The following is an 18,979-nucleotide window of genomic DNA, read 5'->3' on the forward strand; positions in this document are numbered from 1 at the left end:
TCAGTAGCTCAGCCGCACGCCGACATAGCCGGCCCGGCCGGGCGTGCCATAACGGTAGATCGTCTCATAATCCGCATCGAACAGATTCTCGATCCGGCCATAAAGCTCGATCCCCTCCGTCAGCGGGAAGGAGGCGCGCAGATCTGCGAGGACATAGCCTTCCAGCTCGCGGCGATTGGCGGCATCGTCGAAGCTCGATCCGACATGGGTCAGCGTCGCGCCCGTCTCCAGCCCGAAGGGCCAGCGATAATCGATCAGCGTGGTCAGGCTGTGCGCCGGCCGCCGGTTGAGCGCCTTGCCGAAATTGGCGCTGCCCTTCGACCGGTTCTCCGCGTCGAGATAGGTGTAGCTCGTCTGGACGCGCAACGCATCGACGGGCCGGATCGCCAGCATCACTTCCGCGCCCTGCGCGCGCGCCTTGGCGACATTGTCATAGGTGCCGAACGGCCGCCCGGCGCAGATGCCGACGGGCTGCAGGCAGGATACGAAATTGATCAGATCATCGCTGTCGCGGTGGAACCATGTGGCACCCGCCTCGATCGCGCCGTCCAGCAGCCGCTGCGTAATGCCCGCATCCCAGCCCTTGGCGCGCTCGGGCCGCAGCGTCTCATTCCCATATTCGCTCTTGAGCTGATAGAGGGTCGGCGCTTTGAAGCCCTCGCTATAGCTGGCGCGCAGGGTGGTCGCGCCGCTGTTCGGCGTCCAGACGCCGCTCGCGCCGAAGGTGGTTTCCCCGCCGAAGCGGCTGTGATGATCGTAGCGCACGCCGCCCGTCGCGGTGAAGCCGGCAAAGGGCGTCGCGACGATCTGGCCATAGATGCTCTCGATCCGCGCCCGCGCCGGATCGCTCGCGACACCATAGCTGGCGGTGCGGAAGCGCGAGACTTCCCGCTCCGCGCCGAAGGTCGCCTGCCACTGATCGGCAAGATCGACGACGCCCTGATATTCCAGCCGCTCATTGCGTCCCTTGCCCCTGAAGGTCTCGAACGCGAGGTCGGGATCGAAATTGCTGCGGCGCGTATTGGTATAGGCGAAGCCCAGCCGGTTGCGGAAACGCCCGTCGAACAGCGCGGCATTGAGCCCGCCATAGCCGACCAGCTCCTTCGTCCGGCCATATTCACGCGTATCGGCGAAGGTGAAGGCCGGGGCCGGGAAGCCATCGATCCCCACCCGCCCGTTGGAATACCAGCCGCGCAGATCGACCGAGACAGCTTTGGACAGAGCGACGTTCACATTCGCATTCGCGCCATAGTTGCGATAGCCGTCGCGCTCGCGCCCGCCGCGATCCGCGTTGAAGGCGGAAATGCCGTCGGTGCGGAAATAGCCTGCGCCTGCGCTCGCCGAAACCGACCCCGCCTTGCCCGAGACATTGCCGACGAGCTGCGCGCTGTCATGATAGCCATATTCGCCGCGCGCATTGATCGCGAGCCGCTCGCTCGGCGGGATGGTGATGAGATTGACGACGCCGCCGATCGCCTGGCTTCCCCAGAGCACCGACTGCGGCCCGCGCAGCACCTCGATGCGCGCGATATTGCCCAGCAGCAGATTGCCGAAGTTGAAGCCGCCGCCCGGCGAGGAGGGATCGTTGAGCTTGACGCCATCGATCAGCGCCACGGTCTGCTCGCTCTCCGCGCCGCGAATGAAGACCGAAGTCGAGCTCCCGATGCCGCCATTGCGGGTGAGGGTGACGCCCGGCACGGTGCGCAGCAGATCGGCGACCGTCGCCGTCTGGCGCATGAGGATTTCCTGATGGTCGATCACCGAAATGGACTGGCCGATGCGCGAGAGCGGCTGCTCGGCGCGGTTCGCGGTGACGACGACGATATCTTCGGACGGCGCTTCGGCCGCCCAGGCGATGCCCGGCGCCGCCAGCGCCACGGCCGCCAGGAGAGGATGGAGATTCGAACGCATATTTCCCCCTTGATAAACAACGGGGTCGCACGCGCCGGGCAGGACGGCATGTCTCGCGAATGCGGAAAGAAATTCCTCCCCACGCACGCAACCCATAGGACGTCGTCACGCGAGGAAGCCCTCGATCGCCCGGCACACCCCGTCCGCGCGAAGGATCGACCGCGACAGGCAGGTCTCCTGGCTCCCGGGTCCGCGCCCTCGCCCTGTCTTCCCGGATGATCCCATCCAGTGACGTCAGGGGGCGAAGGCTCGCCGGTCACAGTTGCGGGGGCAGCCCCGGATCATGGAGAAAGCTCCACTTCCGGGTTCCCTTTTGATCCCATCTCTGGGAACCTGTCACGCAGGCCCCCTTAGTGCGGCGCTGAAAGGGAGGCAAGATTGGCGGGGCCCGGAAAAGTGACACTGATTCTGGGCGGCGCGCGATCGGGGAAGAGCCGGCTGGCGCAGACGATGGCGGAGGAGCATGCCGGCCCCCTCCTCTATCTCGCCACGGGCCAGCCCTTCGACGCGGAGATGACGGATCGCATCGCCCGTCATCAGGCCGATCGCGGCCCCCGCTGGCGCACGGTCGAATGCCCCCTCGACCTGCCGGAGACGATCGCCCGGGAAGATGCGTCCGACCGGCTGCTGCTCATCGACTGCCTCACGCTCTGGCTCAGCAATTTGCTGCTTGGAGAGCATGATATTGAGGCGCGCGCCCAGGCCCTGCTTGCAGCACTTGCCGACGCGAAAGGCCGGATCATCCTCGTCACGAACGAGGTGGGGCTCGGCATCGTGCCCGAAAATGCGCTGGCCCGCAGCTTCCGCGACGAGGCCGGCCGGCTCAACCAGCGCATTGCCGCCGCCGCCCAGAGCGTCATCCTCGTCGCGGCGGGGCTCAGCCTTATCTTGAAGTGAAGATCGCCCCCGACGGCAAGTCGGTCAGCCCCTCGCCTCCGTCAGACTTCGGCCTGGAGCAGATGGCCGGCGCAGCAGGCCGCACGGCTGCTTTCGACATAATGGGCGTCCTGCCACCAATAATGCTGATGCGCCGCCGTGATCGGCGGAAGCATACGGTTTTCGACTTCCGCCTGCCGGCTCTTCGCGAAGGGCTTCATCAGCCCGTCGATCGTATGGACGATGCCGTTCGCCATCACCTGCCGGATCGCAGCGAGATCCTCGATCCGCGCGAGCGGATCGCCCTCCACCGCGATCAGATCGGCCAGCGCGCCCGGCGCGATCCTGCCGACCGGCTCGTCGAGGAAATCGCCCGAATGGCGCGTGGCGCTGAGCAGCACGTCATGCGTCGAAACGCCGAAGCGGGCCATCGCGCGAAGGTTCAGGTGCAGGCTGACCGCGACGAAATCGATCGGCGCATCGGTCCCCGAAATGACGTGCCAACCCTGGGCCAGCGTATCGCGGATCTGCGCGATATTGCGTTCGAGCGCGGCGAGCAGCGGCGCCCGATCGCCTTCGCGCATCGCCTTCACCCGCGCCTGCAGCTTGGCATATTCCCAGGGCGGGAAAAGCGTGCGGATGCGCGGATCGTCCGCCAGCGACGAATCCTCGCCGAGCAGGACGCCGGCGGAAAAGAGCGTGGGCGTCCGCCCCGCCTTCGCCTTGGCGAACAGCCGCGTCACATCCTTATAGCCCGCGCCGAGCGCCGTCACCGTGCGCGAATAGCCATAGCGGCTGGTGGCGCCGAGATGCTCCATACAGTCGCTGCCGATGTTGAGCGCGGGATAATGGTAATGCGAGCTGATATGCACGCCCATATCATGCGCGGCGGCGATCACCTTGGCCTGCTCGCTATGGGGCAGCCGCACATAGGCCTTGACCATGTCGTAGGAGAGGGCCTCGGCGCGCGACAGTTCGAGCGCCATCTGCCCCGGCTCGGTCACCGGCCGCATGAAATTGTAGAAGATGCGCGATCCGTCGATCGCCTCGCCCGTGGCATAATGGCGCGGCGCGATGCGGGCGCCGGAATCGATCGCCTCGCGATCCTCCACCATCTGATAGGCGGGCGCGCCGAGCGACCGGGTGGCGGTGATCCCCATCGCCAGCCAGATCCGCCCCATGCGGTCGCCATAGCCATAGCCCGCCATCTGCCGATGCGTGTGCATGTCGATCAGGCCGGGCAGCACCGTAAGGCCGGACGCATCGATCAGCTTCGCATTCGCATCGGACGGCGCTCGCCCACCATGCGGCATGATCGACAGGATCCGGTTGGACTCGATCATGATGTCGACATCGCGCTTGTAGCGCGGCTCGCTGCTGTCCCACAGCCGGCCCGCGCGCACGATCGTCCGCCCCTCGGGACGCGCATTGGCCCAGCCCAAGGCCACCGGCACGGTGCGCGGTGCGCCGCCGGCAAGCGGCACGAGGCGGAGCTTGCCGTTGCTCAGATAGAGGAGCGTTTTGGAATCGCCGCTCCAGCTCGGCGCGTCGGTCACTTCGGTGGTGAGCTGGCGCGGCGCGCCGGTGAACGCACCCGTCGCATCGACCGGCACGACCCACAAAGTGCTGCCCATGACATAGGCGATATGGCTGCCGTCGGGCGACCAGACGGGCCCGTCGTCGCCGCGCGTCGACAAGGATTTGAAGGGTGCGACCGGCGCATAGCTGCCCTTGCCGGTCGCCCGGTCGATCGTCAGTATCTCGCTCAGCCCCTCGCGATAGCGGGCCGCGATCGGCTTGAAGGCGGCGATGGCGATCGTCCGCGCGCCCGGGCCGAAGCTCGGCCGGCCGGGTTCCCACAGTGCATCATAGACCCTCTGCACCGCGCCCGTCGCAACCGAGACGGTATGGACCGCACCTTCCTGATTGATGAAGGCGATGAGGCTTCCGTCCTGCGACCAGCTCCCCCAGACCGCGGCCGAATCGGGCAGGTTGGTGAGCTGCCGATCCGTGCCGGCGGCGAGATCGCGCAGCCAGATGTCGAGCGTGCCGCCCCGGTCCGACGAATAGGAAATATAGCGCCCATCGGGCGACCAGGCGGGATCGCATTTGAACGAGGCGTCGGCGATCAGCCGCTCGGGCCGCTTGCCGATCTCCATCGTCCAAATGTCGTTGAGCGCGCGGAAGGCGACGCACCTGCCGTCCGGCGACAGCACCGGGCCGGAAATGCCCACCACCGGCCGTTCGGTCCGCGAGGTGAAGTCGCGATGCTTCTTCGCATAATCGGGGGTGGTAACGGGCACGCTGATCGTGACGGGAACGATGTCGGCCGCGCCCCCGCCCGATTTCCGCCTGAGCTTGCCGCTCGCCCCATAAAGGAAGCTCCCGTCGGGCAGCCAGCCGACACGGAAGGGATAGACATCCTCTCCGCTGACGATCGGCTCGCCCGCGCGGATCAGTCGCGCCTCGCCATTCTCGATCACCGTATAATGAAGCGCGCCGTCCGGCCCGAAGCTCGGCGCGCGCAGCTCGACCGGGCGGAAGCGCTCCCCGCTCGGCTTCACCGACGCGACCATCGTGGCCGCGCCATCGAGACCCATCACCATCAGCCGGGTGCCGTCCGCGACATAGGCGATCTTCGTCCCGTCGCGCGACCAGGCCGGCTCCGAATCCTGCGAGTTGCCCTGCGAGACCATCCGCACCGCGCCGGTCGCCACGTCCAGCACATGGATGGCGTAACGGCCCGGCCGGTCGGACGAAAAGGCGATCGACCGTCCATCGGGCGAATAACGGATCTCGCGATGGTCGTTCTGGCCATGCGTCAGCTGACGCAGGCGGCTGCCGTCGGGGGCGATCGTCCAGATATGGAAATTGCCCGAGCGATAGGATTGGAAGGCGATCAGCGTGCCGTCCGGCGACCAGTCCGGCTGGGCGATATCGCCGAAATCGTCGGTCAGCCTACGGGCCGCGCCGCCGGAAACCGGCGCGATCCAGAGAATGCCGAGCTGATCGAACGCGACCCATTTACCGTCCGGCGAGGTGGCGATGGCGATGTTGGTCGCCTCGTCGAGCTCCACCATCTCCTTGGGCGACGGCAGGCGCCGGCCCGCGGTCGGGGTCGCGCCGGTGAGCGCGATCGCCGCACCCCCGGCGATCAAGGCGGTCCGGCGGCTGATGCCTTCCTTGCTGTTCATCAACTTACCCCGCCTCAGAAGGTGAAGGCCAGGCGGGTGTAGTAAAAACCACCGCTAATGCCGTAGGGAGAATAAGCGTTATAGTAGCTGAACCCGGTCACGCCCTGATTGGCCGGCTTCAGCACCGTCGGATAGACGTTGAACAGATTGTTCGCCCCGATCGACACACGGACATTGTCATTGAGCTTGGCGGCGAGATCGACGTCGAAAATGACCTTCGGATCGATCGTGTCGTCATTGGCCGCAATGTTCGAAACCATCGTCACCTTGCCATAGCGGGTGGCGCGCAGGTTGAGCGTAGCGGGCCCCAGCTCCCAATTCACGCTGCCGATGAACTTGTCGCGCGGCGTGCCCTTGGTGAAATCGCCCTGGCGCGCACGATCGATCAGCACGAGGCCGGCATTGGCGAGCGCCGGCGGCGGCAGATCGATGCTGCGGAACTTCGTCTTGTTGAAATTGCCCGAAAGGCTGAACGTCGCCCGCCCGAAGCTCCCGAGCCCGGCACGGTAGGTGCCGACGATATCGAGGCCGCGGGTGCGCGTATCCGCCGCGTTCGAGAAATAGAAGCCGCCCTGATTGGGATCGAGCCCGGCGGAGAGGAAGGCGTTGCGGACCGCGCCATTGCTGCGCGCATTGTCGATCAGCGTGCCGGACAGGAGGATGCGATCGTCGATATCGATCTGATAGGCATCGATCGTGACGTTCAGCGCCGGAATGGCGGTGAAGACGAAGCCGGCCGAATAGTTGGTCGACTTCTCCGGTTTGAGCGGCGTAGCGCCAAGCGCGACCGCCGCAGGCGAATCCACCGGTAGCGCGCGAACCGGATAGAGCTGCGTCACGGTGGACGGCGGAATCAGCACGCCGATCGTGCTCGACGAGGCATAATGCTGCTGCTGGAGCGTCGGCGCGCGGAAACCGGTGCTGACCGTGCCGCGCAGCGCGATGCCTTCGATCGGCTCGAGCCGGGTCGAGAATTTGCCCGTGGTCGTCGTGCCCGCATCCGAATAATCTTCGTAGCGCACGGCCGCGGCCGCGTCCCAGCCCTTGACGATCGTCTGCTCGAAATTGGCATAGGCGCCGATGCTGTGGCGGGAGAATTTGCCCGCCGCATCGGCCGGAAAGCCGGTGACGCCCTGCGAGCCCGGCTGGCGGGCGACACCCGGGAACAATTTGCCCGGCGGTGCGCGATAGCCGCCATCGATATAGGATGCCGGCTCGCCCGCGCCGATCTCATACCAGTTCTTGCGATATTCCGCGCCGATCGCGGCCAGCAGCGGCTCTTCCAGGAAGCCCAGATCGAATTCGTTCTTGAGGTCGATATTGCTGGTCCATTCGCTCGCGATCACGCGGCCGATATAGAAATCGGTCGGGCTGGCCGGCCCCATCGAGACGTTGAGCGCGGTCGTCTCGCGATAGCGCACCCGGTTGCGCGAATAGGTCGAGCTCAGATCCCAGACGAAGTTCAGCCCGACATCGCCGCGCAGGCCCGCCGCCACCTGATAATCGCGATCATAGACATGCAGCCGCGGCACATAGCCGTCGGGAAAGATCTCGATGATATTGTTGGATGCATTGGGATTGCGGAAGGTCAGCCACGCATCCGAATGGCGCGTGGAAGCGGTGCCGAACGAATAGAAGCGCACCGCCTCGCCGAGCGGCAGCGCCGCGTCATAGGACAGGTTCAGGACGGCGACCTGTGGCTGGCCGGGATGGTTGACATAGCGGTTGGCGGTCGCTTCGCGCGGGTCGAGTTGTCCGTTGATACGGGGATAGAGCACCGACGTGTTCGGCCCGCCGCGATCGGTGCGCGCCTGCAGGCGCGCATCCGCGGCGAAATGCAGATGCCCGCCATCACCCAGCGGCAGGCCGAAATCGCCGAGCGCCTGGCCGGTATCGCCGTCGCCGCCGAATGTCTGGCCGAACAGCACCGCCGCCGTGCCGCCCTTGTCGTCATCCTTGAGGATGAGATTGATGACGCCCGCCAGCGCATCCGAGCCATATTGCGCGGAAGCGCCGTCGCGCAGCACCTCGATCCGCTCGATCGCGCTCGTCGGAATAAGGTCGAGATCGGCCGGAGACTGGCCGTTCTGCGTCGTGCCGTTGATGAACAAAGTCGCCGTATTATGCCGGCGCTTGCCGTTGACGAGGACGAGCAGCTGGTCGCTCGACAGGCCGCGCAGCGACAGCGTCTTCACCGCGAAGCTCGCGCCCGCGCCGCTGTTCGATACGTTGATCGACGGCACCAGCGTGCCGAGCAGGTCGCGTACCGACTGCTTGCCGCTCGTGCTGGTCAGTTCCGAGGCGGACAGGACGTCGATCGGCGCGAGGCTGTCGGCCACGGTGCGGTTGGTCTGGCGGGTGCCGGTGACGATGATGTCGCCTGCGGCAGCTTCCTCGGCGGCGGGTGCCGCGACTTCGGCCATGGCGAGCAGCGCCATCATGTTCGCCGGATTGGGCGCGGCGGCCTGCGCAAGCTGGATCGGTGCCGCACGCCGCGCGCCCGCCCCCCGGCCGGCCATGGACAGAGCGACAATCCCATCCTGCGCCATGGCGACGCGCAGCGGCGTGCCGGCGATGATCCGCGCCAGCGCCTTGTCCGCCGCCATCCGCCCGCTCACGCCCCGCGAGCGGAATCCGGACAGTTCGTCATAAGGAAAGAGCAGCCGCGTTCCCGACTGGGCAGCGAACGCATTGAGCGCGCTGCGCACATCCTGCGCGGGAATGTTGAACATGGCTTCCGCTTGCACGGGCTTGGCATGGGCCACCATGCCGATCGGACAAGCGATGGCTATCAGAGATGCTGCAACGCAAAATGAACGAGTAAGCCGACTTCCCCACATGGTCGCTACCCCCCTTAGGGCACATCAACGTGCCTGCGCTAAGAGTAACGAACGGGCGACAGCGATCCGCCATCAGCTTTCGCGAAAAAGATGATTATTCCAGCGAAAGGAGCAATATCGATCCGTCGGCTCCCTTCACCGTGCGCACGGGAAAGCTTCGCTGCAGCGCAAGAAGGAATTTGTCGCCCTCATCCAGCTCGAAGCGGCCGCCGATGCGGATCGAGGCGATGCGCGGATCGCCGACGACGATCTGATCGGGGCGATAGCGGTTGAACTCGGCCACCGCCTGCTCGATCGTATTGCCCTCCAGGTCGAGCAGGCCGTCGCGCCAGGCGATACGCTGGCGGATCAGATCATGGTCGAGCTGCGTGGTGGCGACGGTTCCACGGCGGAGGACCGCGCCCGCGCCCGCCGCGACGCGCGGCTCGTCATCCGCCTTGTGCGCCTGCCCTTCATGGCCCAGCGCCACTATCCCCTCGGTGACGGTGAGCTCGACCAGCTCCTTGCGGATACGCACGTTGAAAGCCGTGCCGATCGCGCGGATCCAGCCCTGCGCGACCTCCACGAAGAAGGGCCGGGCCGCATCATGCGCCACGTCGAACAGCGCCTCGCCCTGGAGCAGATGGATGGTGCGTCTTTCGGCCGTCATCGCGATCCGGATGCGCGACGCGGTGTTCAGGCGCACCTTCGATCCGTCGGGCAGGAGGAGCGAGCGTCGCTCGCCCAGCTTCGTCTCATAGATGTCGCTGCCATCGAATCCCTTCCAGCCGAAGGGCACGGCCACCGCGGCGGCGGAAGCCGCCAGCAGCCCCGCCGCCACCGCGCGGCGTGTCGGATGGCGCTCCGCCGGGCTGTCCTGCGTCTCCGGCTCCGCCACACCGATGAGCGGCGGCGGGCTCGCGCGCAGGCGATCGGCCATGTCCCAGCCGGCCTCCGCCCGGGCGAAGGCGACGGCATGGGCGGGATCGGCGGCGATCCATCGCATCGCGACGTCCCGTTCGGCCGCATCGCCACCGCAGCGAAGGCTAACGACGAAGCGGGCGGCCTCCTCGTCTATCTTCCGCCGCTCGGCCGGGGGCCTGAAAGGATCGTTCAACGCCACTGTCCTCGCTCTCCGCCATCGCCCTTGTTACCAGCATGACTGCCTTGGCGAGATGCTTCTCAACGGTAGAAACGGATAAGCCCATCTCTTCCGCTATCTCGCCCAGCGAGCGTTCATGGACGCGGCGAAGCAGAAATACATTACGGCATTGCGGCGGGAGCCCGTCGATGATGCGCTGAAGCTGCCGCAATTCGTCGCGGGCGGATAGGGCAGCCTCGGTCGAATGGTCAATCTGCAGCATGTCCAGATCGGCAACGAAATCGAAGGAGACCACCGCCTCGCGCCGGGCGAAATCCATCAGCAGGTTGCGCGCGATGGTGAAGAGATAGGCCCGCCCCTTGGTGATGCGCCGCCAATCCTCCACCGCATAAGCGCGCGCGAGCGTTTCCGCGACGAGATCGTCCAGATCGAAGCCCGCCGGCGCGATCAGCCGCAGCCGGCCGCGCAGCGATCGTTGATGCGGAAGAATAACCGTCTTGAACCAAGCCAAACGATCCGTGAGATCATCCACGCCAGCCCCCTCAGCGTCGATTTCGATCCTCTTACATTTTTATGTCGGCAGGACAGCATTTTTGCGACCCACTGTCCAGCGCGCTCTTGGCGGATCGTTATTCGACTGAATCGACCGCAAACCGGATCGCGGAAGGGCATGTCCGCGGAGAAGACGCACCGACAAAACGCAAGCCCGGCGGGAAGGTACGGAAACGTTTGCATTGATCCCGGATACCGTGGCACTATCGTTCGCACACCGAATTTCAAAAGCGGAACGCTCCGGAGAAGAGCGCCAACCGTTCGGGGAGGATCGCCTATCTTGCCATGTCCGCTCGACATGAACGACCTGCCGCGGCCCCGGCCTGTTCCGGGCCGGCCCTGTCGGCTGCGCCGCTTCGGCCATGGGCAGGCGCCCCGCAGCGCCCCAGACAAACCAGATTTCAACGGAGAGGTGCAAAATGCGTCGATCGACGACGAGAAAGAAAAATAATGTCCTGACGGGCGCGCTGCTCGGCGCGTCGGCGATGATCCTGCCATGGGCCAGCCTTGCCGCGCAGCAGCCGGTTGCCGCCCCCGCATCCGCGGCAACGCCCGTCCTGACGCCACTCGCGGACGGCATCGACGTGCGGACGGGCGCCATGCTGATGCGGGTGACGGCGCTCGATAATGGCATATTGCGCGTGCGGGTGGGGCGCGACGGGCAATTGCCCGAGGACGCCTCCTGGGCGGTGACGGCCGCCACGCGCCAGCGCGCGGCGAAGGTGGAGCCCTTTTCGGACGCGGCCTCGGCGGGCTTCCGCACGAGCGCCTTCACCGTCCGTATCGATCGCCGCGACGGGCGGCTGACCGTCGAGGATCCGCAGGGCAAGCCGATCTCGTCCGACGCCGCACTGGAACCGGTCGACTTCCGCGGAACATCCTTCACCGTCCGCAAGACGATGCCTGCCGATGCGCATTATTATGGGCTGGGCGACAAGGCCGGCCCGCTCGACCGGCGCGGGCAGACCTTCACGCTGTGGAACACCGACGCCTTTCTTTTCCAGGAATCGACCGATCCGCTCTACAAGGCGATCCCCTTCTTCATCTCGGTCGATGGCGAGGGGCGCAGCCATGGCCTGTTCCTCGACAATACATGGCGCAGCTGGTTCGATTTCGGCCGCATCGATCCGGATGCGCTGAGCTTCGGCGCGGAAGGCGGGCCGATCGACTATTATATCCTTGCCGGGCCGACGCCCAAGGATGTGGTGCAGCGTTATGCAGCGCTGACCGGCACCTCGCCGATGCCGCCGCAATGGACGCTCGGCTTCCAACAGTCGCGCTACAGCTATATGTCGGCGGACGAGGTCCGCGCCATCGCCAGCCGGTTCCGCGCCGAGCATATTCCGCTCGACGCCATCTGGCTCGACATCGACTATCAGGATCGCAACCGCCCCTTTTCCGCCAATAAGGGCAGCTTCCCCGATCTCGCCGGGCTGGTGCGCGATGTCGCGCGGCAGGATGTGAAGATCGTCGCGATCACCGATCTGCACGTCGCGAACGCGCCGGGCGAGGGCTACAAGCCCTATGATACGGGTGCGGCGGGCGACCATTTCGTCAGGGATGCGGCCGGCAAAATCTATTCCGGCACGGTCTGGCCCGGCCCCTCGGTCTTCCCCGAATTCACCCGTGCGCCCAGCCGCACATGGTGGGGCTCGCTCTACAAGGATTTCGTGGCGGACGGCGTCGCCGGCTTCTGGAACGACATGAACGAACCGTCGATCTTCGAGACCGCGACCAAGACGATGCCGCTCGACAACCAGCATCGCATCGAGGAGCCCGGCTTCGCCGCGCGGATCGCGACCCATCGCGAGATCCACAACGTCTTCGGCATGCTCAATTCGCGCGCCACCTATGATGGGCTGCTGGCGCTCAAGCCCAATGAGCGACCCTATGTGCTGACGCGCGCAAGCTATGCCGGCGGCCAGCGCTATGCCTCCACCTGGTCCGGCGACAACAGCTCGACCTGGAACCATCTTCGCCAGATGGTGCCGCAGCTCCTCAATCTCGGGATGAGCGGCTTCGCCTATAGCGGCGTCGACATTGGCGGCTTCGCCGGCACGCCCAATGCCGACCTCCTGACCCGCTGGATCGCGATCGGTGCCTTCACGCCGGTCTATCGCGATCATACGGCCAAGGGCACGGCGGCGCAGGAGCCCTGGGTGCACGGGCCCGAACATGGCGCAATCCGCCGCCGCTATATCGAAGAACGCTACCGGCTGCTCCCCTATCTCTACGCGCTCGCGAACGAGACGGAACGGACCGGCCTGCCGATCATGCGCCCCGTCTTCCTCGAATATCCGGATGCGCTGTCCGCGCCCTGCGACGGCAGCATGAACTTCCTCATGGGCGATCGCATGCTCGTGGCGCCCGGACCCTGGGGCGATTCGCCCGCCCATTATTTCATCTGCCTGCCCAAGGGCGAATGGTTCGATTATTGGACGGGGAAGAAGGCGACGCCGGCCGTCGTGCCCGATGATCCCGCAGCACCTTCTGTCCCCGTGCTGCGCGAGACGCCGACGCTGGAACGGCTGCCGGTCTTCGTGCGCGCGGGCACGATCCTGCCGCGCCAGCCGCTCGTGCAGAGCACGGCCGAAACGCCCAAGGGCCGGCTCGAACTCGCCGTCTATCCGGGATCGGATTGCCGCGGCACGCTCTATTTCGACGACGGCCACAGCCTCGACTATCGCCGCGGCGCCTTCCTCCGCCAGCAGCTCCGCTGCACCGTGGCGGGCGACCGGATCACGCTCAGCTTCGATCGGCGCGAAGGGCGTTTCCAGCCCTGGTGGAAGGAAGTCGATCTGGTTATCCATGGCTGGAGCGGCGCCTCGGCCCGTGCCACCATGGGCGGCCGCACGCTCGCCAGCACGGTCGATGCAGGCGCCGGGCTGCTCCGCGTGACCTTGCCCGATCCGAAAGGCGCCGCGACGGTCGAACTCGCGACGGGTGGTTAAAAAAGTGATAGGCGAAGGCTCGCCAAAAGGGGCGGCCTTCGCGTAGGCATCTTCGAAACGGTTGAAACTGGCTCATAACAACGGGAGAGCGCCATGGCAGCTCCGGTAGCGGCGGGTGTCCAGGTGAATGGCGACGGCAGCAATGCCCCGGCCGACCTGAAATATTTCGTTTTCGCACTTTTCTTCATTTTCGGCGGCATCACCAGCCTGAACGACGTCCTGATCCCCAAGCTCAAGGACATCTTCACGCTCAGCTATTCGCAGGCGATGCTGACGCAATCGGCCTTCTTCGCCGCTTATTTCGTGGTATCGTTGCCCGCCGGCGGGCTGGTGCGCCGGATCGGCTATATGCGCACGGCGGCATTCGGGCTGCTCCTGATGACGGCGGGCTGCCTCGCCTTCATCCCGGCATCCTATTCGGCGGCCTTCCCCGCCTTTCTCGCCGCTTTGTTCGTGCTCGCGGCCGGGATCACGATCGTCCAGGTCGTCGCCAATCCGCTGATCTCGATGCTCGGCGCGCCGTCCACGGCACATAGCCGGCTGACCTTCGCGCAGGCGTTCAACTCGCTCGGCACGACGATCATGCCCTATGTCGGCGCGATGCTGATCCTGGGCTCGCTCGCCAATGTCGACAGCTCGACGCTCGATCCGGCAGCGCTCGCAACCTTCCGCGCGGAAGAGACGCAGGTGGTCGTCCACACTTATATCGGCCTCGCCGTCGCGCTGGTGGCGGTGGCGCTGCTCGTCTGGGCGCGGCGCAACCGGCTTCAGGAGGCGCGCGCCGAACGCGTGCCATTCACGCGCTCGTTCGAGCTGCTGAAGCGGCCCCGCTTCGCCTTCGGCACGCTCGGCATCTTCCTCTATGTCGGCGCGGAAGTCGCGATCGGCAGCCTCATCGTCAATTATCTGATGCAGGCGCGGACGCTGGGCCTCGATCCGCAGTCGGCGGGCGAGCATGTCGCCTTCTATTGGGGCGGCGCGATGGTCGGCCGCTTCGTCGGCGCCTATGTGCTGCGCCTGGTGGCGCCCGGCAAGGTGCTCGCGACGGCGGCAAGCATCGTGATCGCGCTGCTGCTGATCTCGGCCAACAGCACAGGCGCCGTCGCGGGATGGTCGCTGCTCGCGATCGGCCTGTTCAACTCGATCATGTTCCCGACGATCTTCTCGCTCGCCTCCGAAGGGCTGGGCGAGCGCGCGCCGGAAGGGTCGGGCCTGCTCGCCACCGCGATCGTCGGCGGCGCGATCGTGCCGCCGATCACCGGCAGCGCGGCCGATACCCTAGGTCTGGCCGCCGCGCTCACAGTGCCTGCAATCTGCTATGCCGGCATCGCATCCTTCGGCTGGTATGCGCGCCGGCCGGCGGTTCTGGCGCCCGTCGCCAAGCCGCTTACCGCCTGACCATGGCCAAGGCCGCTGCCCGGCGTGCATCGCCGGGCAGCGGCAGCATTCAGCTCACCGACCGGCGCACGATGAGCGCGGGCTGAAGCAGCACGGACGGTGTGACCTCGCCCGCCATCCGGCGCAGCAGCAGATCGGCCAGCGTCCCCGCGCCGAGCGCGATATCCTGCCTTATGGTGGTGAGCGGCGGCGATGCGTAGCGCGCGAGGCTCAGATCGTCATAGCCGATCACCGCCACATCCTCCGGCACGCGCAGGCCATGTTCGGCAAGCGCCTGTATGGTGCTGATCGCGATGATGTCGGTCGCGGCGACGACGCCGTCGACGTCAGGCTGCTCGTCGAGAAAGGCCGCGACAGCATCATGGGCGATCCCGGCGGCCGGAAAGACGGGCAGGATGCGCTGCGGCGCATCCAGGCCCAGCGCCTGATGCGCGTCCAGGAAGCCCCGATAGCGCTCGCCCATTTCCAGCAGGTCCGGATTGCCAAAGAAGGCGAGCCGCCGCCGGCCCTGGCGCAGCAGATGCAGCGTCGCCATCTCGCCGCCCTTGCGATTGTCCGAGCCGACCGAGCAATGCACCTGTCCCTCGAAATGGGCGCCCCACACGACCAGCGGAAGATAGCGGCGCGCCATCTCCTCGATCGCTTCAAACTGGTTGGATTGGCCGATCACGACGATGCCGTCGACGCGGCCCGATTCCGCGATCCGCCCCAGCCATTGCGCATCGGTGGGCACCACGCGGGACAGCAGCAGATCATAGCCGCGCACGGTAAGCGCGTCGGCGAGATGGCCCAGCATGGTGATGAAGAAGGGTTCGGAAACGAGCTGATCGACGGCATGGCCGAGCGGCATGACGACGCCGATCGCCTGGGTGCGCCCCGTGCGCAGATTGCGGCCGAGACGGCTGGGGCTATAGCCATGTTCCTTCGCCAGTGCGGTCACGCGCTCGCGCGTCGCGACGCTGATCTCGCGATTGCCTGCCAGCGCGCGGGATGCGGTCGAAAGCGATACGCCCGCCGCGCGGGCAAGGTCGGTTAGGTTGGTGATCCTGCCTTTGCCGGCCTGGCCCATGCGCATATCCGCCCAGCGTTGAAAGCGGCCGGCCGTCTGGCAAGCCGGAGGGCGCTTGCCCCACATCGGCACCCGCAATCGGGATAGGGTGCCAGAAGCCCGTTCGCAACTCCCCCTATGAAGCCCTCCCGCCCGGCCATAGGGACCGGACGGAAGGGCTTCCAGGCAAGGCATCAATAGCGATAGCTGACGCCCAGAAGGTAGCGACGCCCGAAGCGCTGATAATCGATCACGCGCCGGCTATCGTCGCCCTCATAGGTGATGAAGGGCTCGTCGGTCAGGTTGGTGCCCTGCGCCAGGATCGAAAGCCCCTCGAGCGGTCCGTCCTTGAACTCATAGCCGATCTGCGCATCGAGGATCGTCTCGCCCTTCGCCTCGCGCATCTTGCGCGACGCGCCGAAACCCGCCACCTCGCCGAGGAACTTCGAGCGATGACGGATGCTGGCGCGTGCCGAGAGACCCCATTTCTCGAAGAAGAGCGTGCCGTTCCAGACATATTTGGACAGGCCCGGCAGCGGCTGCGACGGGTTGTTCGGATCGGGCGTGATCTTGCTCTTGGTGTAGGAAAGGCTGCCCAGCGCCCCAAAGCCGTCGAGCATCTCGGCCACGACGCTGAACGGCAGCGAGACCGAGCCTTCCGCACCATAGATCTTGCCGCCATCGCCATTCTGCGGCGTCGTGACGACGCCCTGGCGCAACACGGGCTCCGGACCGGACGAAACGGGGAAGCCGGTGAAGTCGTAGACCTGGTTCTGATTGTAGATGTAGGTCTTCAGATTCTTGTAGAAGCCCGCCAGCGAGACATAGGCCTGCCGGCCAAAATATTTCTCCACCGAGATATCGGCCGCATCGGCGATCCAGGGACGCAGCTTCGCATTGCCGCCGCTGCCGCCCCAGGGCGAGAAGGAAATGTCCGTATTGCCGGCATTGGCCGGATTATAGCCGAAGTTGATCGACGAACGCATGTCGTCCAGCCGCGGTCGCGCCATTTCGCGGGCGAGGCCCAGGCGGACGATGAAGTCGTCGGGCATGCGCAGCGACAGGTTCAGGCTCGGCAGCGCCTTGGTATATTTGTCGCCGTCGCTGATCGGGTTGGCCGCGAAGGCGGGCGCACCCGAGGCCGCGAAGCCGTCCGAGCTCTGGTCGGTATAGACGATCTGGACGCCGGCATTGCCGGTCAGTGTGCCGATGCCGAGATCGGCGTCGAGATTGAGCTTGGCATAGCCGGTGAGGACATCCTCCTTCACCTTCCAATTGGCGCTCAGCACGTCCGCATTGGGGTTGCGGTTGAGATTGTAGATGCCGCTATTGAGGAGCTTCAGCGGATCATAGCTCACCATGCCCGGAATGCCGAGATAAGCGAGCTCGGTCGGCGCCAGCAGATATTCGCTCGGGATCGTGACGCTGGTCGTGTGCGTCGGATCGTCGGCATTCGCCTTCAGGCCGAGGAAATACTGATTGTAGCTGAGCGATTTGGTACGCTTGGTGAAATTGGCGCCGATCTGGATGCTCTTCAGCCAGCTGCCAAGCTCGCGCTCGACCTCGCCGCGGAAGGCGGCCAGCTCGTCGTTCACGATCGGCTGGTTATAATAGCCGTCCTGACCGCCGGGAATGACGTCGCTGCCCCAGCCCTGTGAGCTGGTCAGCTTGATGATGTTCGGGTCCGCATAGTCAAGCGCGGTGTCGAAGGCGAAGCCCTTGCCCGTCTGCCGGAAGCTCACCGTGTCGGCCGCGCCGAAGCCGCGCCGGCCCGTGCCGGCATAGGTTTCGACGATCATATCCTTGCGCTTCACGTCCGAATAGCTGACGTCGCCCATGATCTTCCAGCCATCCTGATCATAGACGCCGTTCCAGCCGAGCGCGTAGAGATCCGACTTGCGCTGATTGGCGTCGTTGCGGACAACGCCCTTCACGCCCGTATAGGTGCCATTGGTGATCAGGCCGTTCGACGCGGTGACATTGGGCTGAAGGATCACGCGCGGATTATCGACCGCCCCCTGCGGATAGGGATCGCCCCACCAGAGCGGGAACTCGATGCCGCGCAGAATCTGCGTATCCTTGAACTTGGAATAATAGCCGTCGACCGTCATGGTGAAGGCATTGACCGGTTCCCACTGCACCGTGCCGATCACGCCGGTGCGCTTCAGGTTGGTCGACACAACATAGGGCTTGGCGCCGCCGATCACGTGGTTTCCGGCCGCATCGGCATAGGCCAGGTTGGGCCCGGTGCAGACACCGGCGGCGGTGAGGCAATAAGGCGGCTTGGCCGTTTCGACGGTGGGATAGCCCCAGGCGTTGAAACGCTCGATCTGGGTGGGCGATTCCAGATGTGCGACGCCGATCGCAATGCCGATCCTATCGTCGGCGAACTGGTCGACATAGGTGCCGCTCGCGCGGAAGCCTTTATTCTTCGATCCGGCGTTGAGCTTGCCGAGCGACAGCTTCTCGCCGCGCAGATTGCCCGCGATCACGCGCTTGCCATAAGCGAGCGGGCGGATCGTCCGAAGGTCGACCGTGCCCGAAAGCCCCTGGCCGATCAGACCGGCCTCGGGCGTCTTATAGACCACGACCTGACCGATCACCTCGGACGGATATTGATCGAATTCGACGCCGCGATTGTCGCCGGTCGTAACCTGCTCGCGCCCGTTCAGCAGCGTGGTGGAGAAATCGGGCGAAAGACCGCGAATGCTGATCACTTGCGCGCGGCCGTCGAGACGCTGCGCGGTCAGGCCCGGCAGGCGCGCAATCGCCTCGGCGATGCTATTGTCGGGCAGCTTGCCGATATCCTCGGCGGAGACGCTCTCGACAATCAGGTCGGACGTCCGCTTCTCGGCAATGGAACTCGCCAGGGCGGCGCGGAAACCGGTGACGACGATATCGGCGGTTTCCGCCTCGTTCACCGTTTCGGCTTGGGTGTCGGCGCTCGCCTGCTGCGCATGGGCCGCGCTCTGTGCCGCGATCAGGAATAAGGCGCAGCCGATCGCATGTGCGCTGGCGCCAAAGATCAGTCGTGCCGTCGCGCGTGCGCGACGGCCTTCGGAAACAGCCATCATTCATCCCCTCATCTATCGATGCCGACGCATCTTGCGTGCGCCTGCCGTCCGCTC

10 protein-coding genes and 1 riboswitch are annotated in these 18,979 nt (G+C 65.7%); of the genes, 3 read left to right on the top strand and 7 right to left on the bottom strand.

The window, feature by feature from the left end; genetic code table 11:
* Entirely contained in the window at positions 1-1,911 is a 1,911-nt protein-coding gene (locus tag CLG96_RS03915) for a TonB-dependent receptor plug domain-containing protein (protein ID WP_107966501.1), read from the bottom strand.
* Positions 1,912-2,061: 150 nt separating this feature from the next.
* Positions 2,062-2,263, bottom strand: a riboswitch (cobalamin riboswitch).
* A gap of 44 nt (positions 2,264-2,307) precedes the next feature.
* Here CLG96_RS03915 and cobU point away from each other — a divergent pair.
* Positions 2,308-2,808, top strand: a complete 501-nt coding sequence (gene cobU / locus CLG96_RS03920; protein ID WP_107966502.1) for a bifunctional adenosylcobinamide kinase/adenosylcobinamide-phosphate guanylyltransferase — start codon at positions 2,308-2,310, stop codon at positions 2,806-2,808.
* Positions 2,809-2,849: 41 nt separating this feature from the next.
* Here the strand turns inward: cobU and CLG96_RS03925 are convergent, their stop codons facing one another.
* From CLG96_RS03925 to CLG96_RS03940, 4 genes are all read right to left on the bottom strand, one after another.
* Positions 2,850-5,981, bottom strand: coding sequence for an amidohydrolase family protein (locus CLG96_RS03925; protein WP_107966503.1), 3,132 nt, complete (start codon positions 5,979-5,981; stop codon positions 2,850-2,852).
* 14 nt (positions 5,982-5,995) lie between these two features.
* Positions 5,996-8,713, bottom strand: coding sequence for a TonB-dependent receptor (locus CLG96_RS03930; RefSeq protein ID WP_243395597.1), 2,718 nt, complete (start codon positions 8,711-8,713; stop codon positions 5,996-5,998).
* Between the two features lie 202 nt (positions 8,714-8,915).
* A complete protein-coding gene (locus CLG96_RS03935) occupies positions 8,916-9,917 on the bottom strand; it encodes a FecR family protein (protein ID WP_165799525.1) in 1,002 nt (333 codons plus the stop codon).
* On the bottom strand, positions 9,847-10,434 hold the full coding sequence (locus CLG96_RS03940; protein ID WP_107966506.1) for a sigma-70 family RNA polymerase sigma factor: 588 nt from the start codon (positions 10,432-10,434) through the stop codon (positions 9,847-9,849). The genes CLG96_RS03935 and CLG96_RS03940 overlap by 71 nt, the downstream gene beginning before the upstream one ends.
* Positions 10,435-10,873: 439 nt before the next feature.
* On the opposite strand from CLG96_RS03940, the gene CLG96_RS03945 reads away from it, so the two are divergent.
* Complete coding sequence (locus CLG96_RS03945) at positions 10,874-13,405, top strand: glycoside hydrolase family 31 protein (protein ID WP_243395598.1); 2,532 nt, start codon at positions 10,874-10,876, stop codon at positions 13,403-13,405.
* Between the two features lie 93 nt (positions 13,406-13,498).
* Positions 13,499-14,803: a sugar MFS transporter gene (locus tag CLG96_RS03950; protein ID WP_107966507.1), complete on the top strand. Its 1,305-nt coding sequence runs from the start codon at positions 13,499-13,501 to the stop codon at positions 14,801-14,803.
* Positions 14,804-14,852: 49 nt separating this feature from the next.
* Here the strand turns inward: CLG96_RS03950 and CLG96_RS03955 are convergent, their stop codons facing one another.
* Both CLG96_RS03955 and CLG96_RS03960 read right to left on the bottom strand, forming a co-directional pair.
* Positions 14,853-15,872 carry a LacI family DNA-binding transcriptional regulator gene (locus CLG96_RS03955; RefSeq protein WP_107966830.1) on the bottom strand — a complete coding sequence of 340 codons (1,020 nt, stop codon included), beginning with the start codon at positions 15,870-15,872 and terminating at the stop codon, positions 14,853-14,855.
* A 173-nt stretch (positions 15,873-16,045) separates the two neighbouring features.
* Complete coding sequence (locus CLG96_RS03960; protein ID WP_243395599.1) at positions 16,046-18,925, bottom strand: TonB-dependent receptor; 2,880 nt, start codon at positions 18,923-18,925, stop codon at positions 16,046-16,048.
* Positions 18,926-18,979: the final 54 nt, after the last annotated feature.

The organism is Sphingomonas oleivorans (assembly GCF_003050615.1).
GTDB lineage: Bacteria > Pseudomonadota > Alphaproteobacteria > Sphingomonadales > Sphingomonadaceae > Sphingomonas_H > Sphingomonas_H oleivorans.